A 23,304-nucleotide genomic window follows, 5' to 3' on the forward strand; every position below is an offset into this window, starting at 1 on the left:
AGGGGTTGTTATACCCAAACGGGCGTCTCATCGTATGTCAAACGTTCAAGATAAAGTTGTCATTATTACGGGTGCTTCCTCGGGTATTGGCGAAGCAACGGCTAAACTTTTAGCCGAAAAAGGGGCTAAAGTTGTACTGGGTGCCAGGCGTGAAGATCGTCTTAACCAATTGGCTGAAGCGATTAAAGCGAGTGGCGGACAAGCGGTTTACCGCGTCACTGACGTAGTGAATCCAGCAGATAGCAAGGCTCTTGTTCAATTGGCTAAAGACACTTTTGGCGGTGTAGATGTAATCTTTCTGAACGCTGGACTCATGCCGAACTCCCCTCTTTCCGCCCTAAAAACGGACGATTGGAACAGTATGGTTGATGTGAATATCAAAGGGGTATTGAATGGCATTGCCGCCGTGTTGCCAACCTTCACGGAACAAAAATCGGGTCACATCATCACCACTTCGTCCGTAGCCGGATTGAAAGCTTACCCCGGTGGAGCTGTGTATGGAGCAACCAAATGGGCTGTTCGTGATTTGATGGAAGTGTTGCGGATGGAGTCGGCTCAGGAACGAACCAACATCCGCACGGCAACCATTTATCCAGCCGCGATTAATACCGAATTGTTGAGTACGATTTCTGATCAACGCATGTCAGAGGGTATGACTGCTTTGTATGAACAATATGGTATTGCACCTGAACGAGTAGCCAATGTGGTCGCCTTCGCCATTGAGCAACCAGCCGATACGAACATCAATGAGTTTACTATTGGGCCAACCGCTCAGCCTTGGTAAAACTCGAGGAACCAACATGGCTCGAAAACAAATAAAAGAATGAAAACTATACTCTTTGGGTTGCTCTATTCAGGGCTTTTATTTCTTAGTATAACGGATTCAATCATGGCTCAGAACATAAACAGGGCATCGGCAGCAAGCCCAGGTCCAGCCTCAAACTTTAGTGGAAGTGTTCAGGTAACCATGTTAGTTGCCGCCAATCCCGAAACGGATTGCATTGTGAGTAGTGTTACGTTTGAGCCAAAAGCCAGAACTTTCTGGCATACTCATCCTAATGGGCAGCTCTTGGTAGTGACTAAAGGGACTGGCTATTATCAGGAGAAGGGCAAGCCGATTCAAATTATCCACGAAGGGGATTCAGTTACGATACCTCCCCAGGTAACGCACTGGCACGGTGCAAACCCGTCCGGTCAATTCACCCATATTGCTATTAATCCGAATGTCAGTAAGGGGGGAGCCGTTATCTGGCTGCAAGCCGTAACGGATGTAGAATATAATAAAGTACACTAACAGGCATGAAAAACCGACTAACTACAACTAGTCGGTTTGTTTTTTATTAACTGTTCATCTATAAACGTCCATTTATAGATGAACAGTCCTTTTTTTTGGACGTTGATTTTTTCTCAGGAAACGCTCCCAAGTGAGACGAACGAGCGTTCATGTATCTGCTTTAAAAATGGGGCGTTTTGTAAAACAGTATTTAGCTCGATGTTCCGTACTTTGGCTAACAGACAACAGATTATACAACTATAATGGATGAACTCTTTACTAGGCTAGGCCAGCAATGGGATGAGACAGGATTTTTTGGATTACTTCGTGATCAAAACCTTAGATTTGATTTGGGGGAGCAGGCATTAGAAATCTTAAAAGAAATTGATTTCAGTGAGCTTGACCAAATACCGAAGCAGTACATCTCACTTTTATGGTTCATACCGATTTCTATGGAGTGGCAAGGCCAAAGGCTCGCTGATAGGACGGAGAAATCAATTTTACATCAATACATTAAGCTTCAGTCCGAAATACTAAATGAGTTAGAACGCATTTTAGATGTTCCATAAGTTAAACTAGTTCACTTAAAGCCACTTATAGAGCTGATTTTACACATTGACTATCAAGTAATTAACTAAATGAAATCGCTATTTCACCTCATATTTGAGATAATAAAAATAGGGGTTTTAAGTAGTGCCTATGCATTGCTCCTACTAGTGATTCTAAAATTGGTTCAAGCTTACAGTTCAAAGGCTTGGGTAAATCGGGTTTTAAGGAATAAAGTACGATTCTGGCTTTACACAACGCTTTCTATTTCGGTTGCGCTCTTCTTTTTTATGTTTACTTACTATGGTGATCATGGGCTCGGTGATAGTTCAAGACTTCCAATCGGGTATGGCAAAGATGTCAAGCAAATAAACGGTACGGATACATTTATAGAAAGTGAAGATGGTGGCCAATTAGGAATTACAATCTTTAACTATGATAACAGCTATTTGTACGCCGAAATACAAAAGCAGTCTGATGAGGAGAATAGGTATGTGGTCTGGAACTTACGTACTGACGACTGGATATTTTATAAAACCAAGGGCGACTACGTAAAATATGTAACAGATAAGAACTACATACCTATTGACAAGTTTGAAGACTTTACTGCTTTTTACAGAACATATTGGGGCGGGTGGAGATTCATATTTTTGCCCTAGTAAAATTGCAAAAATACAATTCTTAACTATTGAGAATTTATGTACGAATCATTCTTTGAACGCTCAATCGATGGAAATACATTAGAAAAAATAAGGAGCTTTGGTGAAAAATTAAAAATTAATCTCCCTGCCGAGTTTGTGCAGTTTTATCATCAATTAGATGGGGGAACATTAAAACCTGCTTATAGCCGTGTCGTCTATATTGGAGAAGGACTCTGTTACATTGATGACATTTTTTCAATCGATCAAGTTGAGAAAATGTGGTTTATGGTGAAAGAATGCGAGGTGTATTACAACACAACTAACTACAAATCTGACTCTCTACTACCGATTGCACAAGGTGGGCAAACGTTTATTTGTATAGGTTACAGAGGGGGGTATTTGAACAGAATCTATTGGATTGATATAACTGACGGTATGTATGAGGACTTCAATTTTCCGGTTTTATTTCTAGCAGAAACTCTATTCAGTTTTCTCACTACTCTCAAACCGTATCCTTCTGAATAAGTGTCTATATGTTAGCTAAACTCCCAAAAATTCGGTTTCGCGGATAATTCTCACAATACCCTCCCACGTGAGACGAATCAGCATTCATGTATCTGCTTTAAAAATGGGGCGTTTAAGGAGATGGCCTACCCATTATTTCTGATCTTGTTTTTTCTAAAGTCCGTAATGGTTTTTCCATCATAACGAAACACGCCACTTGTAGACCCCAACGCGCCAAACCAAATACTGCCATCCGTAGCTTCCAGAAGCCCACAAAGCATGCCCGGTCCTTCTATGGACATTACTTCGGTTACAGTTGGCTTTGCATTGTACAGCGATGATTGATCGTACCGGGAAAGTGCCCAGACCTTTCCATTAGGCGGATCTATGCTACCCGTAGTCCAGATGTTCCCTTTTTTATCTTCGATCATTGCTGAAGCACCTCGCTTCGATACCAGGGTATAGCTACTGCCGTCATAGCGCCAAAGACCATCATTGTCACCCAGCCAAATAGCCCCTTTTTTGTCTTCGATGATCGACCAAACGTTGGTAAAGGCTTTACCCGCTTTATTTCTGAAAACAGTAAATGTCTTTCCATCATAAAAACAGGGCTCACCCCTTGTGCCAAACCATAATTTCCCGGTTTTGTCTTCTAGGATGGTAGTAATACTATTATTAGAAAGTCCGTCTTTCGTGCTGAAATTTCGAAAGGATTTCCCATCGTAACGGCTTACTCCATCTCCGGTGCCCAACCAAATAATGCCGGCTCTATCTTCATAAATTGTACAAACAAAATTATTGGCAAGTCCTTGCCGGGTTGTAAACTGTTGAAAGGATTTTCCATCGTAATAATAAACCCCTGAATCCCTGGTAGCTAACCAAAGATTTCCGTTTCGATCTTCCAGGACATCCCAGAAGCTGGGCGAACTTATTTTACTGGTTATATTGGTGAACGATTTTCCGTCGTATCGAAAAATACCCTTCCATGCGGCAATCAAAATAGTTCCGTTTCGCCCTTGCTTGACATTGCGAACCATTGAGTTCGGCCCGTAAGCAGTGACTGTGTCTCTGCTATTGTAATGGATAGTATCTTTTGGGATGTCTGTTGTTTTTTTTCCTGCACAGGGAGTGCAAAAAACAAGTATCCATAAAACACAAACGAATACGCCTTTAGTCATTACTGGTTTTGTTTTCAAGGCTTTCAACCACTGCGGTGGACCGCAAAGCTAAAAGTTTCGATCCTATCGTCAGTTAATGACCTGTAAAAGAAGGTTAACGAAATGTAAATGCTGCCGCTTCGGCGCAGGGCGGCCTGTGCCGTCCGATTTTAGTGACTACTATGGATCTTAGCTCCTAAGATTAGAATATACTTTACAAGAATGTTCACAACTATCTTAGAAAAACCCTCCTAGGTGATACGATAGAGCGTTCATAGATATGCTTCAAAATATGGGCGATTAAATAGACCGTAAACGAGCCAGACATTGGCGCTCAACAGATAACGTGAAGTCCTCATTTCAATAAACCACAGGCTGGCCAAAGCCTGGATTTACTAGCACTCCACTGGTCCCCCACAGGTGGTGGTGCAGATTCCGACCCACCACCGCGGTTCCATCAATTCCATACCCTCCGGCTGGTTATTGAGCTGCGTTTCGGGATACCTAACCGGTGCGTACCCGCCAGGGTGTCACCGAAGACTACGTTGACGGACTTCATTCGCATTTTTTGGTGTTTGGGCCACAATTGAATCATTTGTTATGGCATTTGAATCATTTGTTATCGTCCGAAGGGGAGAGAGTTCCCTACCTTTGATGGAGTCTTGGGCATGTGCTTTCCTCAGGCTAACCACAGTGGACCCATTCGGGGGAGGCCATCGGCCACCTGGGCCTTACTCAATCTTTTAGTCTACTACACCTACTATCGACTGGGGTGTTAGTGGTGCTTCAATGGCTTTGGGTTCGCCGGACAGCATAACCAGACAGCCTAGGTTGTGATCCTTCTGCCGGGTCCGGATGTCATGGCGGTGATTGGGGCTTTGCGGAGTAAGCAAACTTCTGGTTTCGCCCTAAAGGGCTACATTGGATTGTCTCATCTGGCCAAGGGCATCATCTATGGATAAATGGACCGATTCGATTTAGTTTTTAGCGACCCCAGAGCAGGTGTGGCATTTTCTTTTTCCATTAATAACGCATGCAACGAATCATGTTTATGACTATTTCTTTATCATTCGCTCTTCGTTTCGGGCAATGGACGGTCAGTCTGCTGGTACTGATGCTGGGTGCCAGCCTGCTGGTTCAGGGCCAAACCATTCGCTACGTGCGGGTCAACGGCACTAACAACAACCCGGCAACGGCCACCACCTGGGGCAATAGCACCACCAACTTGCAGGGCGCTATCAACGCCAGTAACCCGGGCGATCAGGTCTGGGTAGCCACGGGCGTTTACAAACCCGGTGGCAATGCTAACACCAGCCGTACAGTGAGCTTTGCTATGAAGAATGGGGTGAGAATTCTGGGGGGCTTTGCGGGGAGTGGTACGCCCACCCTGGCCCAGCGCAACCCCAGCAGCCTGACCACCGTGCTGAGTGGCGATCTGGGTGTGGTCGGCAATTATGTCGACAATGCCTACCACGTGATCAGCAATCCCACTGGACTGACCAATACAGCGGTGCTGGATGGCTTTGTCATTACGTGGGGCAATGCGAATGGGAATGCTGATGACCAAAATGGGGGGGGCATGATTAATGTGAATACCAGTCCAACGGTAACCGGTTGTGTCTTTCAACGTAATGTAGCTTTGGTCGGGTCAGGCGGAGGGATGTACAACAGTAATAGCAATCCCAGTGTGAGCAGCTGTAGCTTTCAGGGAAATTCGGCGAGCGATGGCGGGGGTATGTCCAATAAGGGAAGTGCTCCCAGTTTGAGCAATTGTAGTTTTCAGAATAATTCGGCCGGCTACGGCGGGGGGCTAGTCAATCTTGAGAGCAGCAATCCCAGTATGACTACTTGTAGCTTCGTGAGTAACACGGCTAGCTACGGCGGGGGAATGTCTAATCTTATGGGCAGCTCTCCCCGGCTGACCGGCTGTAGTTTTCAGAGTAATTCGGCTACTACTGGGGGAGGCATGTTCAATGATGGTAGCGGTCCCAACGTGGATGCTTGTACCTTTTTGAACAATAGGACTACGGGTTCAGGCGGGGGCATGTACAACGATGGTAGCAGTCCCACTGTAACCAACTGTACCTTTCAAAGTAATACGGCTACTTCGGGCGGTAATGGTGGAGGCATGTACAATGATGGTAGTAGTCCTACTGTGACCACCTGTGGTTTCCAGAGCAATTCGGCTACCACTGGCGGGGGCATATATAATGTCCTCAGCAGCTCTCCCCGGCTGACCGGCTGTAGTTTTCAGAGTAATTCGGCTACCACTGGGGGAGGCATGTTCACCGATAGTGGCAGTCCCACCGTGGATGCCTGTACCTTTTTAAACAATAAAACTACGGGTTCAGGTGGAGGCATGTATAATCTTGCTAGCAATCTCAGGGTAACCACTTGTAGATTTGAGCGTAATACCGCTTCTGGGGACGGTGGGGGGATATCTAATAAAGACAGTGATCTCAGGCTGACAAGCTGTAACTTCCTGAGCAATTCGGTTACTAGCTATGGAGGGGGTGTGTTCAATGAGGGAAACAACTATCTCGGTCTGATCAATTGTGTCTTCCTCAGTAACTCGGCTAACTATGGCGGGGGGATCACTAATAGCAGCAGCAGTGCCACTGTGACTAACTGTAGTTTCCTCAATAATTCGTTTTTTGGCGGGGGCGGAGGGATATACAATATCGCGGCCAATGATATTATACTAACCAACTGTGTGCTGTTTGGGAATGGAGGAGCCAATACGTTTTATTATACCAATAGTGTAACGGTCCGATACAGTCTATTAGAGCCTTCAGTGACGAGCTATACTAATGGCGGTAACAATCTGATCACTCCCGTCTCGCCGTTTGTGAGTTCCACCGATATCCGGCTCAACGGCTGTAGTCCGGCTATTAACACCGGCAATAACGCAGGATACACCACCAATGGCGGTCCCACCAATGACCTGGCGGGAAGCCCTCGTTTTTTCAACAACGGTGTAATCGATAGGGGCGCCTACGAGTACCAGGCGGCTCCCGCCAGCCTCACCCTCACTGTCCCCAGTGTGAACACGGCCACCGTAGGGATAGCCTTCAGCCAGCACTTTGTGGCTGCTGGCGGCACCAGCCCCTACAGCTACAGTCTGGCCAGCGGCAGCCTGCCTACGGGGCTGAGTCTGGCTACCACGGGCGTGCTATCGGGCACGCCCACCCAGGCTGGCAGCTTTACCCTCACCGTGCTGGGCCGGGATGCTACCGGCTGTTCGGCTAGCAGTGCGGCCTACCGGCTGACGGTGAGTGCTCCGCCTACGACCCTGACCGGACTGGCCGCTACCCCAACCACCGTGTGCGTAGGAAGTCCGGTTACCTTCACCGCTACGGTGGGCAACCTCACCAGCAGCTACAGCTACACACTCTGGGGCGGCAGCAACCCCATCAGCGGCACAGGCACCACCTCGGCCTTTAGTCAGAGCCTGACAGCCACCGGCTCAGGGGTGCAGACCTTCACCCTAACGGTGAGCCGCCAGGGGCAAGTCGCCACCGCCACCACCTCCGTTACGGTGACGAACCTCTACAGCCTGAAGGCCGGGGATTGGACCGATGGGAGTGTGTGGTCGTGTGGCCGGATACCCCTACTGTCTGATGCGGTGACGCTGAATCATGTGGTGAATTTGCCGGCCAGTTACCAGGGGCAGGTCTTGCAGGTGCTCTACAGTGCCAGCGGTAGGTTGGTGTTTGGTACTGGCAGTAAGCTGCGGCTGGGGGGGAATTAACCCCCGACCAACGTGTGGGGTATCCAGAGAACGGAGCAGATAGACCAGGGCTATTCTCTGGATACTCCACAGGGCTAACCAACCTCGCTCCTAAATTCTCAACTCATTCTCACAAGCGACAATTGTTTATGAAACCAACGCCCTACTTAAAATTCCACCTTCCTAATAGTCAACCCCAGGTGAGCTGGACACTGGCCGAAGGCAATTATACCCATGTGTATTTTCGCAACGGAGGGTACTACCTATTGTCCATTATGCTAGGTACCATCTGCCAGCGTTTCCCCTAGCTGGTGCGCCTGAGCAAGCATCTGGCAGTTGATCCTGGTCTGATCGTGGGTCGGCATCGCAACGAGTCCCGACAGTTGGTAGTGGTGTTAAGGGTTGGTAATCATAAGCAGGATATAGCGATTCCCCGTTGGCGTATTCGGGATATAAAGCAGTTCTTACGCCAGCTAGGAGTCTAGTCTAGGCTAGGGCTGGTGACTAGCATGGACTAACGGGGGTACAAGGAGTAGAGCCGCCAAATTTTGCTCATGCTTAATTCTCATAACCCCAAGGACACCCGTTTTTCAATTCTCACAAAAGGCTCCTCAATGAGCGACGAGGGAGACTTACAGTAGTGCCTCGATTCCGAGCGTTTATAAGAAAGATGAACGAGATGCACCCCGCAAGCTTATTGGGGAAGCAACTGGCTTTTTTTCCACTTATTGCCTATATTCACTAGTCTAAACCCGTGACCCTCAGTATGGCTACCAAAGGACAAATTCTGGATATGACTCCGGTCGGTATGAAGTTTACTGTCTTACAAGCCAGTGCCGACACCCTAGGCAAGTCCTTAGATCTTCACTGGGAGTTGTTGCCGGGTTGTAACATGAAGGACCCCTTGGTGCATGTCCACCCCCATGCCATCGAAACCTATCAGGTGTTGGAGGGGGACATGGAGTTCTTTATCCATGATCGGTGGATTGCCGCCAGCCAAGGGGACCACCTCTCGGTGCCTAAAGGGGTTACCCACTGTTTTCGCAACCCGACCGATCAGATCGTACGCGTCTTCAATACGCATCAGCCTGCCTTGAAGATGGAAAACTACTTCGAGGATGTCTGTAAAGTACTGGATAAGGTCACCGACCAGCGTCGAAACCGTTTTCGGATGAATCTACGAACGGTTCTGTATATGAGTGTGCTGATGAACAACTATCGATCCGAGATTATTGCTAAAAGCCCGCCTGATGTGGCCATCAAAGGGCTGGGTTGGGTAGCCAAGGTTTTCGGCTTACAGTATTAGCGGGTGGGGAGATCATCCCGCTAGTAGGCGATTCTATTAGAGGCAGTGCTGACTTCAGTAACTAAAAACTTTATTGTCTCCTGAAACGCTCCCACTTGAGACGAACGAGCGTTCATCTGTCTGCACCAAAAATGGGGCGTTTATTAAAACACTTAGACAAATTGCCTTAGATGATTACTCGCCTCGATTAGGATACTAAACAGTTAATAAAATAGAAAGGTAAGCAACTGGGTAAACTTTACTACGAACAAATAGTTAACCTGCTCATAGTCTCTAGTTGGGCCAAGAGCAATTCAGGTCAAGATCTGAGGACTACTCACTCTACTAACAAGGGGCTAACCAGTACCTTTGCCAGTAAACCACTGTAAATGAGTATACCTCTTCCGCCAGCATTGACGCAAAAGTTCTCCAGCGCCCGTGTGCTGGCCCCATTTTTATTTACCCTCACCTGCTTATCCGTCATTATTTATTCGCTTTATCAGAGCCAGCAACTGCGCCAGCATCATGAGGAGTGGGTGCTACAAACGAGTACCATCATTTCGATGTTGGGACTCGTCAATACCTTAGCCGTCGAGGCTGAAACAGGTACCCGAGGCTACTTATTGAGTGGGCATAGAAGCGCTTTAGAGCCCTATGAGGTTGCCTTACAGGAACTTCCTATCCATTTAAATACTCTGCGGCCTCTCATGGCTAGTTATCCTGAGCAGAAGCAGCTCTTTGCGATTCTTCAGCAATTAATTCGTCAACGAGTACAGCTTAGTCAAAGCCTGATTCAACTTCGCCAGAAGGGGCCGAATCCGGGATTAGCCCAACGGGAAATTAAGGAAGGGAAACCCCTGATGGACCGCATTCGTCACCAGATAAGCCAGATGACCGCCCTGGAAAAGCAACGGCTGGTTCGTCGTCAGTCAAGCCTTGGGGAGGCTACTCGCCAAGGCAAATGGTGGGGGCGCTGGTTAGTCGGAATCTGTCTGTTGATGGTGCTAACAGCGGCTTCGCTGGCTCAAGTGCTGCGAAAGAGCGTTCGTCACCAACGGCGACTCCATCAACTTCAGGAAATGCTGGTGGGTCAACTGGCTCAGCAACAGCAACTCGAAGCGGATTTGATCCGACAAACCGATCAGTTGCGAACCACCTTAGATGCCTCTCTCAACGGCATTCTTTCGATGTCGGCGCTGCGTGATGAACAGGGGGAAATCATTGATTTTCGGATGGATACAGCCAACACGACGGTGAAACGAATGACGGGTCGGGATGTGGATGAGCTTCTGGGTCGTACCCTATTAGACATATTTCCCGGCAACGCCCAGAACGGTTTTCTGGCGCTGTATAAACGCGTCGTCAATACGGGTGAGGCTGAACATTCGATGCAATATTATCAAGACGATCAGGGACTAGAAGGGTGGTTTGAGGTATCGGCTGTCAAACAAAACGATGACCGGGTTGTGGTGACCTTCATCAACGTAACCGATCACCAGCAGGCTAAAGAAAAAGCCGAACGAACACTTCATCAATTGCAGGAGTCGAATGACAATTTAGCCCAGTTTGCGTTTGTGGCGAGTCATGACCTGCAAGCCCCGTTGCGCAAGATTCAAAGCTTTGGGGAACTGCTCTTGCAACAACATGGGCCTATCTTACCGGATTCGGGAACCCAATTAGTAAACAGGATGCTCCAAACCGGCGAACGAATGAGTCATCTCATTCGTGGTTTACTGAATTATTCCCAATTGGGCGGCTCCCACAGTCCACACCAACGAGTCGATTTAGGCAGGCTCATGGATGGGATTCTCGACGATCTGGAATTAATTATTGTTGAAAAGCAGGCTCTCGTTGAAGTCGATCAACTGCCTCAGGTTTGGGGCGATCCGGTTCAGTTGCAGCAACTCTTTAGTAATTTAGTGTCCAATGCGCTCAAGTTTACCAAACAGGGCCGAAAACCGCGGATATCGATACGCTGTCAGGTGGTGGCAGCACACACGCTACCTGGTTCCTTATTACCCGTTTCCAGAAGCCATCACTCGTACTACGAACTCAGTGTGCTTGACAACGGGATTGGTTTCGAAGAGCAATATATCGACCGGATCTTTAAACTGTTTGAGCGACTACATGGCAAAAATTCGTATCCGGGCAGTGGGATTGGGTTAGCCATTTGCAAGCAGATTGTGATGAATCATGAAGGCATGTTGCGGGTGGAGAGTAAACTCGATGAAGGGGCTAGTTTCCATATTTACCTGCCTGTCATGAATCAGCCCGACCTGACCTTGCCCAATTGGGTTTAAGCTAAAACCGACTCCTGTTCTTGGCTCAGGCAATTTTGTTACCCTACCAACGAAACGTTCTAATTTAGGCTCTAACAGGCATTCGCCAGGTTCTTCACTTACATAGAAGAGTTATTTACAACTAGCGTAAAAACACGGCAATGTTCGTTTCTTGTTTATTATCCACTTTTTATAATCTCAAGTAACGCTCCAATCTGAGACGAACGAATCTTTCTGTGTGTGCTGCTTAAATTGGGCGTGGCTGTTGCACAACGCAGCTTGTTAGCCTTGAGGCTGTTGCCTATCATTAACTATGGTAGGCAAACAGCAACTCTCCCCAGCATCAGGTACGCTTTCCCTGCTCGGTAAGGTGGTACCAATCACTAATTTTTTACCACAGATTGAAGCAAAGTATTGATCTGTCATTCCACTATGAGCAAACACAAAGCTCGCTTATGAGCACTAAACAAGCGCGTCAAGCCAAGAACTTGACAAAAACAGGGGTCTCATTGATGTACTTAGCAAAGGCGCTGAGAAACTAAATTTGGGGTTACTTTATTCAGGTTACTGGTCGAGTGCTTTCAACGCTTTTAGGGAATCCTCGTTTTTAGGATTAATGGCCAGCGATTTACGATACATAGCAATGGCACCCGGCTTGTCGCCACTTTCTAATAGGGCTTCTCCGTAACTGTTATATACATTATCGCTTTGCGGGTAAAGTCTCGTATTTAACTTAAGGGTAGTGAGCGCTTCTGATAAGTGCTTGTGTTCCAAGAAAGCATAACCCAGATTATTCATCTCATTTTCATTCAAAACATAATGGAGTGAATCATTTTTCAGACGAAGTAAAAGGGAAGTGGCATAGGTTTCGCCCTTTGCGTATAAGGCTTTACCATACAGCTTTGTCAACGATTGGGGGACCGTCAGCGGAGCTTTACCATTCAATATTCGCAGGGCATTAAGGGCTTTGGGATACATTTTTTCACTGTTGACATTGTCAAGCATCACTACCGTTTGCTTTTTAGTTAGGTTTCGCAAAAAAATCGCGGAACAACCGGGCATGCCGCCCGTATGCCACACGATCGTACCCATGCTTTTATCGCGGAAAATAAACCAACCGAGACCGTCATCGGCAGTGCCCATATTGCCAATGTTCAACCATATCTCATTTACCGAACCGTTTTTTAGCCTGCTAGGCGTGAAAAGCTGGTTCAAGCTTGCCCTGGTCAGAAAAGTGCCATTATAGAGTGCCTCATCGTAGCGCAATAAATCAGCGGTGGTCGTGATGATACCACCGTTCCCGGACATGTTATCGTTATTGTAGTAATAACTACGCGTACCATCAAATTTTGTCCTCACGGTATCAAAGGTGGCAGCATAATCATAATTATCCGCATAGGGTTGCAGAAGGTAAGGATGATAGGTCCGATTCCTGAGATAGGTATATAGCATGCCTGCGGGTTTAAATAAATGTTTATCAAGGTAATCACCCATACGTTCACCCGATTGTTTTTCTACCAATCCGCCCAATAGTTGAAAACCAATGTTGCTGTACCACCATTTTTCACCTGGTCGTAACTTTAACTGTACGTTTACTTCGGCAAGTACAGGAACCAAATCGTTGTTGGCTAATATTAACTCCGGATGTTTTGCTTTATAAGCACCAAAAATCGGTGCTAGCTCTTGGTCAGACATACCTGAAGTATGGGAAAGCAGTTGCCGGATGGTAACGTCCTTGTAGGGAAAGTCTGGAAAATAGCGGGCATACGCTGCATCGAGGGTAATCTTGTGCCGTTCAACCAATTGCATTACGGCGATTGCTGTACAGGTTTTGCCAAGGGAAGCCGTATTAAATCCAGTGTTTGGGGTATTTAAGACTCGCTGTTCAAAGTTTGCATAGCCAAAAGAATGCGCATACAGCACCTTTCCGTTTTGGGCTACCAATAGATTGCCATTGAGTTCGCTTCTATCTTCCAGACCTTTATAGTACGCCTTTAGCTGTTCAATTGCGGCATGACTTTGTGCTTTACTGGGAAAACCAGTATTACATACGAGTAACACAAAGAGCAGAGTATAGGTCTTCAAGTTCTTCATAACTCAAAATTGAGCCATAAATCCTGTTGAAAATAGAATGAAATTTGCCTTCTAGAGTTTCTGATATATTTTGGGCAAAAAGCCAGTCTGCTCACGGAAATTACGGATAAAATGACTCTGGTCGGCAAAACCGCAAGAATAAGCCACCTCCGTTAAAGGCATACCGGTAGCAATCAGTTGCAAAGCATGCTGTACTTTGAGTTTTTGCAGGTATTCGCCGAGTGTACACCCCATGTATCTTGAAAAGTGTTTCGATATGGTAATGGGATTGACCCCCACCAGTATGGCCAGCCCACTTAGAGTTGGGGGCTGTTGCCAATTATCCTGGAGAAATTCCAATAGGGTTCTCAGCCACTTTGGTGGTTGCTTTTCAGTTAGCCCTCTAGTAAGGTCGAGCAGTTCCAGTAACAACATTTGAATAGATACTGCTGAAAGTTGGTCTGCCTGGCCAGCTTCCCAAAACATTTTTAATAGGCTAAACCTGACATTGGGGTGTCGGGTGATGGTTTCCAGCCCATTTTCTCCCAGTTCATGGCATTTCATAAACTCCCCAGTGATTTCCAAATTAATATTTTTGGAGGGATGGTTGGTATGTAGGTTCCGGTGAAATTCATCCTGGTGATAAAAAAGAAGCGTGCCCGGCTGCGCAATCATTGTCTTTTGCTGACGTTCTTCCCGGTTACGCCCCTTAATAATCAAACTGATGTGAACATTATTATGTGCGTGCCATCCTTCAAATACCATTGTATGGTATTCTGTTTCGGTCAATATAAGTCCCCCGGCCTCATATTGCTTCTTATTGACACCCAAATACTGGCCGTTGCTTAGGTTAATCATTTACAATGATGTGAACGAGATTGTATACGGTTACGATGTTCAAGATTTAAACAATCAGTTAGTTTCGGATTATCAATACTAAGTGGGAAGTCACAAAAAGTAGACCAAGCGGAGCCAACTTGCCGGATGTTGTTGCTTATGTATTCTAGCCTTGATCGATAGGACGAAACGCTCAGCCGATATCACCAGCTCAGTAGTTACTAACGATTTCACTATCTGATAAATTATATAATTATTACCCTGCATTGACAACAGTACATTGCTTATTATAAGATCCATTATTGGTCTTTAGCACTTTACAGGGCCAAAATGAAAATAGCCCCATAAAGTGCTAAATTTCAGTTATAGTAAAGAAAACGGTCGTTTCTTTTACTGCCCTAAAATTTCTGAGTCGTAAGTTTTCAAGCTAATTATTGGGCAAGAAACTTAGTGAAATAATGAAAGTAAGCTTTGTTTAGCCATTGACGAGATACTTGCTTGGCAATTGGTTTCCCTATTTTCATTTTGGTCCGGCCTGGATGGCCCCGTTTTGCAGTACAGACCGATCTGGGAGCACTGACAACATTACTTGCGGAGTTGCTTAACAAAAACCAAAACCGAGCAGGATTAGCGTAATTTCAAAATCTCATAAATCGCTCCTACGTGAGACGAAGCAGCATTCATGTGTCTGCTTTAAAAATGGAGCGTTTCAGGAGATGGTGAACTACCAAGATTTAATGGAATTGTTGTTGGGTGAAGCCTTGATTTCCACATATCAGAAACCCAGCCTCACCTTGGCTCCACTCTGATACATTACCTTCCCAGTATTGCTGTTTCGTAGCGTTTTGATCGGTGCTACGTAGCTGGTCGGCAACGTCACGACGTGGTTGAGCTGAACAATGTCTGTGCTGATAGGCACTACGTTACAGGCCCACACGGTGGGGTCATTCCAGTTACCGGCTCTAATGGAGGTGACGAGTCCCTGACACGTAGTGCCCCATTCGAAGGCGCCCATGTCGATACGTCCCTGCGCAAACCGGGGAGTGCCGGCCGGATCGGTGGTACCTACTGTGGCCGTGGTCGTGTTCGGATCGCCCGTGTTGATAGCGTGGGCGGTGGGGGCCAGTTGGGTGCTGGTGGTGGAAGCAAAGGGCGACGTAGTCACAATCAGATTTCCCGGTCCACTAGTGTAGCCGTTGACTGAGGTATCAAAGAGGCTGTAGCTGGTCGTTAACGATGCGTTGTTGTTGACAATGGTGTTGGCTCCTCCATTATTGAACACCACGCAGTTGATCAGCACGGGACTGCTCCGGGTGGTGCCGACCGCTCCCACGTTATACATCACCCCGCCTTTCACTGTAGCCATGTTAGCCTGAAAGGAACAGTTGGTCAGCCGGGGACTACTGGTGCCATCGGGCCCATCATCCCCATCATTGATCATCGCCCCGCCAGATTGGGCCGTATTATTTTGAAACGAACAGTTGGTCAGTAGCGGGTTGCTGTTGCCCATAAAAGCATTGTTGTACAATGCCCCGCCCCCATTGGCCGTATTGCTTTGAAAGACACAGTTGTTGAGCACTGGACTACTATTGTCGTTGTACAAGGCCCCCCCCACCCTTGTGGCGGTATTACCTTGAAAGGAACAGTTCGTCAGCTGTGGGTTGCAAATACCCGATGCATAACCACTATTCCACATCGCCCCGCCTTGAGTGGATGTGTTATCTTGAAAGGCGCAGTTGGTCAGTGTTGGGTTACTGATTCCTCCTTGACCTAGGTTGCACAACGCTCCACCCGCTGATGGTGCAGAGTTGCTTTGAAAAACGCAGTTGGTCAGCACCGGACTACTGTTACCCGACAAGCTGCCGTTATTAAAGACGGCTCCTCCAAAAGCAGCCTGGTTGGCCACAAAACTACACTGACGGATCAGCGGACTGCACACCTGACCACTTCCACTCCCATTGTTATACATCCCGCCACCGGAATAGTCCGAAAAATTGTTGTTGGCGTTACCCCCGGTGATGACAAAACCGTCGAGAATAGCCGTGATGTTCAATCCAGCGGGATTGTTGATGACGTGGTAGGAGTTGTCGGTGGTGCTGCTGGGACTGCCAATCTCACCGCTGAGCGTAGTGCTGGAAGGTGTGGTGTTGTCGATAGTGGGGCGTTGGCTCAGGGTAGTTTCAGTGCCTGCAAAGCCCCCGAAGATCGTCACCCCGTTTTTCATAGAGAAACTAATAGTACGGTCGATGGTGGACGTAGGTTTATAGGTGCCGGCCGCCACCCAGATTTCATTCTGGTTGCCCGAATAGGTCAGGGCTGTTTGCAGATCAGGAAAGGCATCGGTCCAGTTCTGACCAGTGTTCGCCCCCGATGCCGAAGCCCGTACGTAGAGCCGGGTGGAAAACTCATACGCCCCCATGTCGATGCGACCACCCAAAAAGCGAGAGTTGCCTGCCAGATCGAAGTTGCTCACGGCAGTCAGGTCTCCAGTGGTGGAGGTAGTAGCCGGATCACCGGTATTGATGGCGGGGGAGTCAGCCGCCAGTCGGGTATCGGTGCCGGAGACAAACGGCGAATTGGTGGTGGTCAGATTACCGGGTCCGCTGGTGTAGTACGTTACCGAAGCGTCGAACAGGCTGTAGCTGACGGTTGCGGCAGCTTCAGTGCCATTGTTGAAAAACGTAAAGGCTCCTCCATTGTTCCATAGCACGCAGTTGATCAACTGGGAATCTCCGTTGCCGTATATCGCCCCACCCGAATAACCAGCTGTGTTACTTAGAAAGGAACAATTCGTTAACCGTGGGTTGCTGGTCCCAGCGTTGAGCATCGCTCCTCCATGATGGGTGGCTGTATTGTTTTGAAAGACACAGTTGGTCAGCAGGGGGCGGCTGCTGCTATACATATCACAAGAGTTGATCATCGCTCCCCCATTATTTGTGACCGTGTTATTAAGAAAGACACAGTTGATGAGCACTGGGCTACTGCTACCTCCCTCTTGACCATCGTTGTGCATCGCTCCGCCAAAGCCCGCCTGGTTGGCCACAAATACGCATTGGCGAATCAGGGGACTGCATACCTGCCCAGCGCCTTTCCCAATGTTCAACATCCCGCCACCAATATTGTCCGGCGGCCCCAGCGTAATACTGCCGTTAGCGTTACCGCTGGTGATAATAAAGCCATCAAGAATGGCACTAGTAGTCAATCCCGGCGGGTTACGAATGACATGAAGGGAGTTGTCGCTGTTGTCGCCGATGGTACCAATATCTCCACTAAGGGTAGTGCTGGAGGGCGTGGTGGTGTTGATAGCAGGGCGCTGGCTCAGATTGGTTTCGGCACCCAAAAAGCCCCCGTAGATGGCCACGCCGTTTTTCATGGCAAAGCTGATGGATCGGTCGGTGGTGGCAGTGGGCTTGTAAGTGCCAGACGCTACCCAGACCTGATCCCCTGACGCACTGGCGTTAATCATTGCCTGCAAATCGGGCGAGGCATTGTTCCAGGAAGAACCGTTACTCAAACCGGATGCGATAGGTTTAACGTAGCGGACGGTTTGGGCCAGCAGATGAACCGAAGAGAGTCCTACCAATAGGCATATCAGCAGGATAAAACGGGAAACGAACCAATAGGCAGAGGAGACGTAGCAATAAGGCATAGTAAAATGTAGCCAATGGGTTCTAAAACTATAAAGTCAGTAAGTTTATAGAACCATCTGTTAAGTAGAGATTATTTACGGCTTGTTTCTTTGAAGCTAGTCAATCGTGCGACCAGCGATATGTCGCTATCGTCATTCGTAGTAGAAAAGTTTCCTACTAGGTATTCTACTCGAATTTCTCTACTCCTGCATTGGACACGAGGACTTAGGCACCTGTTATATCCTATCAAGAGCTTTAGGGCTTATTGAGTAGCAATGCCATGCTTACTTACTAACCGAGATCTAGGCTTAGAAAAGTCGTTCCAAATTTGTGAACTTGCGTTATATATTCTCACAAATCGCTCCCAAGTGAGACGAAGCCGCATTCATATATCTGCTTCATTATTGGGGCGTTTAAGGAGATGCTTTCCTACCAGTTTTACTGCGCATAGTATTGAGCATAACCAAACAAGCAGGTCAGGTTAGATAAGCCCAGCACGGAATGCCGGACCACGGCTGACCGGTCGAGGGACGCTTCTTTAGATTTCCGAAATGTATTGGGTGTGCTGATAAAATCACTAGATTTTATCAGCACAAGCCTCCTTACAGAATCACTTCGATTTTTTAGTAACTGTCAACACTAAACCGTAGCATACGGAACCCTGTCGGCAAGTACACAACGCCTGTCTACCACACAGTCCGTCAGGCGGATTGACCGCAGCCGCGGACGGTGCCAAATGAGGTCGGGATATAAGTTAAAATGAAAACAAATGAACGTCTAATCTTAAATCATTGGGGGCCTAAGAAGTGAGGAGAGGGTAAACAGATATAACTACACATGACACCCCACACTATTGCATCAATAAAATCACTCTGTCTTCAAATTTTTTACGGGGTTAGAGAGGGCAGCCTTTACTGTCTGGAAACTTACTGTTAATAATGCCAGCACCACTGCAAGTCCTCCTGCAACTGCGAACATCCACCAGCTAATGGTAATTCGGTAAGGGAAATTGTCCAACCACTGGTTCATGAAGTACCACGCAATAGGAGAAGCAAGCAAAAGAGAAATCAGCATGAGCTTCACAAAATCTTTTGAGAGCAGCACTACAAGTCCCTCCACTGTAGCACCCAACACTTTTCGCACCCCCAGCTCTTTTCTTCTCTGCTCCGCAGCATTAGCTGCTAAACCCAGTAGACCAAGACAAGATACAAAAATAGTTATTGCTGTAAAAAGCGTAAGCAAGGTTTTAAGCTTGTCTTCTCCTTTATACATCTTACCAAAGCTTTCATCAAGGAAATTGTACTCAATAGGATAGTCGGGGCTGTAACGGCTCCATACATTGCTGATTTGGTCAATAGCTGTTTCGATGTTTGCGCCAGTTATCTTGACTGCCACTTTAGAATAAGCCTGCGGGTAGATTTGAAGCACGGCGGGTTCTATTTTTTCGTGCAGGCTTTTATAGTGAAAGTCTTTGACAACGCCAATCACCGGCCCTGTTTTTAATGAGTCTGGGTTTCTCCATGTAGGCCATGACAGCGTTTTCCCGATAGCTTTTGCAGGACTGCTTAATCCCAATTCACGAACAGCCGTCTCATTGATGATGTAGGCGCTTACGTCACTAGCAATATCTTTCGAAAAATCCCTGCCTGAAAGTAGATTTAGCCCCAGCGTTTTAATATAATCTTCATCAACCATCACCAGTGTGGCTTTTGTTGGCTTTATTTCAGGATTTTCTTTTACGGTCATTAAGCCATCGCCGAAGGCATCACCGGGGAAGCCATAGCCAATAGATACCGACGCTATTCCCGGGTAGCGTATCAATTCATTTTTAAAGCTTGCATACTTCTTTTGAAGGTTCTCACCTTTCATTGGAAACAGAACCTGATCCTTTCTGAAACCTAAATCTTTATTGTGCATATAACGCACCTGGCTAATGATCACAATGGCACTAATGATAAGCAGCACTGATAATGAAAACTGTATTACCACCAGTCCATTTCTCAGCCATGTTGCACCTGCGAGCGCCGTTTCATATACGGCACTCCCTTTTAAAACTTTCACAGGCCGAAAAGCGGATAGTACCAGTGCAGGATAGAAGCCTGCAAGGATGCCTACTATCAATGTGAGCGCCACTAATGTGAGTCCAACCATGGGGTTGCTGATCAGGTCAAAAACCATGCTCTTTTCCGTAAAACGATTAAGGGAAGGCAGCAGCACACATGTGGCTGCAATAGCAATGACCATACTAATAGCGGCTAACATTATTGTTTCACCAACAAACTGTACCATTAGCTCTTTTCTGCCCGCACCAACAGCTTTTCTCACTCCTACTTCCTTAGCTCTTTTTATCGACCTGGAGGTAGCAAGGTTTACGAAGTTAAAGCAGGCGATGAGTAATATGAAGATGCCGATAACAGAAAGAGCTTTCACATACGTGATGTTACCCCTGATGGACATATCGTACTTAAAATCTGATGAATAGAGGTGTACCTGCCCAAGTGGCTGGAAGTACGGCACATTGATATCACCCTCGCCTTTCATGAAAGGCTTTGAAAAGCTTTGGAACTTTGCCTGGAGCTGAGCTGCGCTAGTGCCATTTCTTAGCTTCACATACGTGTTAAAAGGATACCATTGCCAGCTTTGCATCATGTCGGCAGGGATGCCTGCAGTGTTCAGCGAAATCAGATAATTAAGTGGTAAGTGGAACTTCTCGTTATTTTCCAGCACACCCAGCACACGCAGTACATCTTTAGAAAGCGTAAGTTTCTTACCAACCGGATCCTCTTTGCCGAAATATTTTTCCGCCATAGCTGCAGAGATCACAATGGATTTTGGATCGCTGAAGACTCTGGGTGCTGATCCATATCGGAAACGGAGCGGAAACAGCTCAAAGAAATTGCTGTCCACAAGGAACCCGTTCTCTTCGTACAGCTTTTTATCGTTCGCTTCAACTAGTTGTTTTGACTTAAAAGCCATCACACGAACCGCTTCCTCGACCTCTGGAAAGTTCTGCTTGAGTGCTACTGCAAATGTCGGAGGCACCGTGGCTATGATATTATTTACATCTCCTTTCGTCTGTTGATAAACGCGATAAACATTTTCAGCTCCCGGAACAAACTTGTCGTACTGCTGCTCATCTCTTACAAATAAGCCAATAAGCAAACAAGCTGCCATACCTAATGACAGACCAGCAATGTTGATGACGGAATAGCTTTGGCGCTTAATCAGGTTGCGCCAAGCGATTTTAAAGTAGTTCTGTAGCATGACCGTATGGTTTGTGAGCTCTCAAACCCAAGATGCTTGAAAGGCTATGCAGGTTGCTTACTATTATCACAACCGAATAATATTTTGAGAAACTATCTAACTAAGGGGCGGGACATAGCCAGCAGCAAGGCCAGATCGGGCTCGAACCCCGCCCGCAGTTCGTGTATTTGGGCCGTAGCTACCAAAGATTACTCTGTTTTCGGGCCAGTTGCAAAGTGGCCGGATTCCGCGCATTTTTAAGCGAACAAAGTAGACAACAAAACCCTATGCCTACCTGCTACCGTATGCTACGGGTTAGCGTCGACAGCTATTAAAAATAAATCTGGTGGTTTGGACAGTACACCCACGAACACGCAAAAGCCGCGCCCACTGCTTGTGAGCACAGCTTTTGCACGAGGTGATTATTTCAGCACAGTTTGCTCTTTTTTAGAAACCTTATCAACTTTTCGGACACAAACGGTCTCACTCCGAAATACCTGCTGTACTGGTCGGAAATGTGATGACAGTGGCTAGCCACCTCTTTTTTTGGTTTTGTCTACCAGTCTCACAAATCCCTCCCACGTGAGACGAACGAGCATTCATGTGTCTGTATTAATATTGGGGCGATAAAAGAGACTTTATGGTAAGGTGATGTAGGATGGCAGTAATTTCAAGCGACTTGTCATTATATTGTTAAAGGATTTCTTTGCTATTTAGAGTCCGATTTAGCTGAAGAGACGTAAAAAAACACGGAACTAGTAATGGCTAACTATCAGTCATTTAGTCAACAAAATTTCCGCAAAATCGCGCCCAATACTATGTTGGGTGCAGCGCCAAAATGTGCTTGAATTTACAGCTTTCGTGCGACAGGCAGCACGTCACAGTAGTCAAGTTTTTGACTCGTTCGGCAGGTTCCGGCTGACATTGTGAACGCCCCAATTGGGTAAATTTGGGCCTCCATTTCTGGGTTTCGGTTGACAAAGCGAACGCCCCGGAAATTGTATCTTGATAAAATTCATAAGTTGAATTGTATGGAGCAGCAAGAGACTTTTGAAGATAGATTTTGGGGATTCGAGTTCGATTGGTTTGCCCTTGACAGAGATGGCAGAATAGCTTTATTTTCAAGTGGAGGTTATGGAAACGTACCGATTGAGGTGCAAAAGAACTATCAGGTTTATGACTCAATTGTAGAGACGTTTCAACTACCCAATTATGGTAGTCCTGAGGTGTGGCGTGATTATACGAAATATGGCTTGTATGTGTTTGATTGGCATCATTATGAAGGCCCCTACCAAAAAGTAGCTACGCCTTACTTTTATCAAACCATGCCAACCGAACTTCGAGACAAGATTCTCCAAATTGAAAACCTACAAAAACTGGATATAAGCTTTAAAACAGTTGATAGCATTACCGTTACGCCGGTTGGGATTTTTCTTATGAAGTAAATCCTCCCATTGTGTGGGCAACTCTCTTGCGACAGGGTGCTCGCCGGTGAGGAAGCTAGGCAGCCCAACATGCAAAGGGTATAAAGATTGACGCTACGCTACGTTCGTTGTCTTGAGTAGTTCGCCAATCCATCAGCCCTTTGGGGCGTTGGGTGGACTCAACAGGCTGAAAAACAACGTAGTGGTCGGCTCCGGTCGACACGAGGAACGTAATGACAGGGCCGCTTTTAGGTTCGTTTGCCAGGTTCAGTCGACACGAGAAACGTATTGACGGAGTAGCTCTGGGCTCGTTGGCCGACTCCGGGTAACAGAGGAAACGCCTTAATACAGAGTGTAAAAGAAAAAACAGACTAGTTAATGGAGAACCCTATACTTGAAGCATTTTTAAGTGCCGTTCGCAGTAAAATTCCTAACATTGATGAATGCATGAATGATGGCTGCTCCGAGGAAGAGATTGCCGAACTTGAGCAAACAGTTGGCAAACAGTTACCTAAAAGCTATGTTGATTTACTACGAAAATTTAACGGTGAAAAAAAGCTCGTGCTCTTTATGGGCGGTTTTGTTCTAATGAATATCAAAAAGGTTTTAGAGACCGTCTAAAAATTAGAATCTTCGAATCATTATTCGGACCATTGCTACTTGAATCATGGCTTCGGAGACTT

At 46.8% G+C, this 23,304-nt stretch carries 17 protein-coding genes; 11 read left to right on the forward strand and 6 right to left on the reverse strand.

Annotation, left to right across the window (positions count from 1 at the left end):
- Positions 1-34 precede the first annotated feature (34 nt).
- The 5 genes from IC229_RS31450 (at position 35) to IC229_RS31470 (ending at position 2,985) form a co-directional block, all read left to right on the forward strand.
- Positions 35-784, forward strand: coding sequence for an SDR family oxidoreductase (locus tag IC229_RS31450; RefSeq protein WP_190892376.1), 750 nt, complete (start codon positions 35-37; stop codon positions 782-784).
- Between the two features lie 39 nt (positions 785-823).
- A complete protein-coding gene (locus tag IC229_RS31455; RefSeq protein ID WP_223834310.1) occupies positions 824-1,294 on the forward strand; it encodes a (R)-mandelonitrile lyase in 471 nt (156 codons plus the stop codon).
- Between the two features lie 242 nt (positions 1,295-1,536).
- Entirely contained in the window at positions 1,537-1,842 is a 306-nt protein-coding gene (locus IC229_RS31460) for a hypothetical protein (RefSeq protein WP_190892378.1), read from the forward strand.
- A gap of 69 nt (positions 1,843-1,911) precedes the next feature.
- The gene (locus tag IC229_RS31465; protein ID WP_190892379.1) at positions 1,912-2,478 is read left to right on the forward strand and encodes a hypothetical protein; all 567 of its coding nucleotides are present in this window, start codon (positions 1,912-1,914) and stop codon (positions 2,476-2,478) included.
- A gap of 39 nt (positions 2,479-2,517) precedes the next feature.
- Positions 2,518-2,985, forward strand: a complete 468-nt coding sequence (locus tag IC229_RS31470; RefSeq protein ID WP_190892380.1) for an SMI1/KNR4 family protein — start codon at positions 2,518-2,520, stop codon at positions 2,983-2,985.
- A 125-nt stretch (positions 2,986-3,110) separates the two neighbouring features.
- On the opposite strand, the gene IC229_RS31475 is transcribed toward IC229_RS31470, so the two are convergent.
- Both IC229_RS31475 and IC229_RS31480 read right to left on the reverse strand, forming a co-directional pair.
- A complete protein-coding gene (locus IC229_RS31475; RefSeq protein ID WP_190892381.1) occupies positions 3,111-4,142 on the reverse strand; it encodes a ligand-binding sensor domain-containing protein in 1,032 nt (343 codons plus the stop codon).
- Between the two features lie 722 nt (positions 4,143-4,864).
- Complete coding sequence (locus IC229_RS31480; protein ID WP_190892382.1) at positions 4,865-5,014, reverse strand: hypothetical protein; 150 nt, start codon at positions 5,012-5,014, stop codon at positions 4,865-4,867.
- Positions 5,015-5,154: 140 nt separating this feature from the next.
- On the opposite strand from IC229_RS31480, the gene IC229_RS31485 reads away from it, so the two are divergent.
- The 4 genes from IC229_RS31485 to IC229_RS31500 all read left to right on the forward strand — a co-directional run bounded on the left by IC229_RS31485 (position 5,155) and on the right by IC229_RS31500 (position 11,436).
- On the forward strand, positions 5,155-7,872 hold the full coding sequence (locus tag IC229_RS31485; RefSeq protein WP_190892383.1) for a beta strand repeat-containing protein: 2,718 nt from the start codon (positions 5,155-5,157) through the stop codon (positions 7,870-7,872).
- Between the two features lie 128 nt (positions 7,873-8,000).
- A complete protein-coding gene (locus tag IC229_RS31490; protein WP_190892384.1) occupies positions 8,001-8,159 on the forward strand; it encodes a hypothetical protein in 159 nt (52 codons plus the stop codon).
- A gap of 458 nt (positions 8,160-8,617) precedes the next feature.
- On the forward strand, positions 8,618-9,157 hold the full coding sequence (locus IC229_RS31495; protein WP_190892385.1) for a cupin domain-containing protein: 540 nt from the start codon (positions 8,618-8,620) through the stop codon (positions 9,155-9,157).
- A gap of 368 nt (positions 9,158-9,525) precedes the next feature.
- Entirely contained in the window at positions 9,526-11,436 is a 1,911-nt protein-coding gene (locus tag IC229_RS31500) for a sensor histidine kinase (RefSeq protein ID WP_190892386.1), read from the forward strand.
- Between the two features lie 543 nt (positions 11,437-11,979).
- Here the strand turns inward: IC229_RS31500 and IC229_RS31505 are convergent.
- The 4 genes from IC229_RS31505 to IC229_RS31520 all read right to left on the reverse strand — a co-directional run bounded on the left by IC229_RS31505 (position 11,980) and on the right by IC229_RS31520 (position 21,218).
- Entirely contained in the window at positions 11,980-13,509 is a 1,530-nt protein-coding gene (locus IC229_RS31505) for a serine hydrolase domain-containing protein (RefSeq protein WP_190892387.1), read from the reverse strand.
- Between the two features lie 51 nt (positions 13,510-13,560).
- Positions 13,561-14,346, reverse strand: coding sequence for a helix-turn-helix transcriptional regulator (locus tag IC229_RS31510; RefSeq protein ID WP_190892389.1), 786 nt, complete (start codon positions 14,344-14,346; stop codon positions 13,561-13,563).
- Positions 14,347-15,100: 754 nt separating this feature from the next.
- Positions 15,101-17,974, reverse strand: a complete 2,874-nt coding sequence (locus IC229_RS31515; protein ID WP_190892391.1) for a choice-of-anchor Q domain-containing protein — start codon at positions 17,972-17,974, stop codon at positions 15,101-15,103.
- Positions 17,975-18,821: 847 nt separating this feature from the next.
- Positions 18,822-21,218 (reverse strand): ABC transporter permease, encoded by a 2,397-nt coding sequence (locus tag IC229_RS31520; RefSeq protein WP_190892393.1) that lies wholly within the window; start codon positions 21,216-21,218, stop codon positions 18,822-18,824.
- 1,010 nt (positions 21,219-22,228) lie between these two features.
- Here IC229_RS31520 and IC229_RS31525 point away from each other — a divergent pair.
- Positions 22,229-22,642, forward strand: a complete 414-nt coding sequence (locus IC229_RS31525) for a hypothetical protein (protein ID WP_190892395.1) — start codon at positions 22,229-22,231, stop codon at positions 22,640-22,642.
- A gap of 357 nt (positions 22,643-22,999) precedes the next feature.
- Complete coding sequence (locus tag IC229_RS31530) at positions 23,000-23,242, forward strand: SMI1/KNR4 family protein (protein WP_223834311.1); 243 nt, start codon at positions 23,000-23,002, stop codon at positions 23,240-23,242.
- Positions 23,243-23,304 lie beyond the last annotated feature (62 nt).

This window comes from Spirosoma profusum (assembly GCF_014699005.1).
Classification (GTDB): domain Bacteria; phylum Bacteroidota; class Bacteroidia; order Cytophagales; family Spirosomataceae; genus Spirosoma; species Spirosoma profusum.

What these genes read in the sequence shown, in the direction of transcription:
- IC229_RS31460 (WP_190892378.1), top strand. Translation starts at nt 1,537, where the DNA reads ATGGATGAACTCTTTACTAGGCTAGGCCAGCAATGGGATGAGACAGGA.
- IC229_RS31450 (WP_190892376.1), top strand. Translation starts at nt 35, where the DNA reads ATGTCAAACGTTCAAGATAAAGTTGTCATTATTACGGGTGCTTCCTCG.
- IC229_RS31505 (WP_190892387.1), bottom strand. Translation starts at nt 13,509, where the DNA reads ATGAAGAACTTGAAGACCTATACTCTGCTCTTTGTGTTACTCGTATGT.
- IC229_RS31465 (WP_190892379.1), top strand. Translation starts at nt 1,912, where the DNA reads ATGAAATCGCTATTTCACCTCATATTTGAGATAATAAAAATAGGGGTT.
- IC229_RS31495 (WP_190892385.1), top strand. Translation starts at nt 8,618, where the DNA reads ATGGCTACCAAAGGACAAATTCTGGATATGACTCCGGTCGGTATGAAG.
- IC229_RS31470 (WP_190892380.1), top strand. Translation starts at nt 2,518, where the DNA reads ATGTACGAATCATTCTTTGAACGCTCAATCGATGGAAATACATTAGAA.
- IC229_RS31485 (WP_190892383.1), top strand. Translation starts at nt 5,155, where the DNA reads ATGCAACGAATCATGTTTATGACTATTTCTTTATCATTCGCTCTTCGT.
- IC229_RS31515 (WP_190892391.1), bottom strand. Translation starts at nt 17,974, where the DNA reads ATGCCTTATTGCTACGTCTCCTCTGCCTATTGGTTCGTTTCCCGTTTT.
- IC229_RS31530 (WP_223834311.1), top strand. Translation starts at nt 23,000, where the DNA reads ATGGAGAACCCTATACTTGAAGCATTTTTAAGTGCCGTTCGCAGTAAA.
- IC229_RS31475 (WP_190892381.1), bottom strand. Translation starts at nt 4,142, where the DNA reads ATGACTAAAGGCGTATTCGTTTGTGTTTTATGGATACTTGTTTTTTGC.
- IC229_RS31510 (WP_190892389.1), bottom strand. Translation starts at nt 14,346, where the DNA reads ATGATTAACCTAAGCAACGGCCAGTATTTGGGTGTCAATAAGAAGCAA.
- IC229_RS31490 (WP_190892384.1), top strand. Translation starts at nt 8,001, where the DNA reads ATGAAACCAACGCCCTACTTAAAATTCCACCTTCCTAATAGTCAACCC.
- IC229_RS31525 (WP_190892395.1), top strand. Translation starts at nt 22,229, where the DNA reads ATGGAGCAGCAAGAGACTTTTGAAGATAGATTTTGGGGATTCGAGTTC.
- IC229_RS31520 (WP_190892393.1), bottom strand. Translation starts at nt 21,218, where the DNA reads ATGCTACAGAACTACTTTAAAATCGCTTGGCGCAACCTGATTAAGCGC.
- IC229_RS31455 (WP_223834310.1), top strand. Translation starts at nt 824, where the DNA reads ATGAAAACTATACTCTTTGGGTTGCTCTATTCAGGGCTTTTATTTCTT.
- IC229_RS31500 (WP_190892386.1), top strand. Translation starts at nt 9,526, where the DNA reads ATGAGTATACCTCTTCCGCCAGCATTGACGCAAAAGTTCTCCAGCGCC.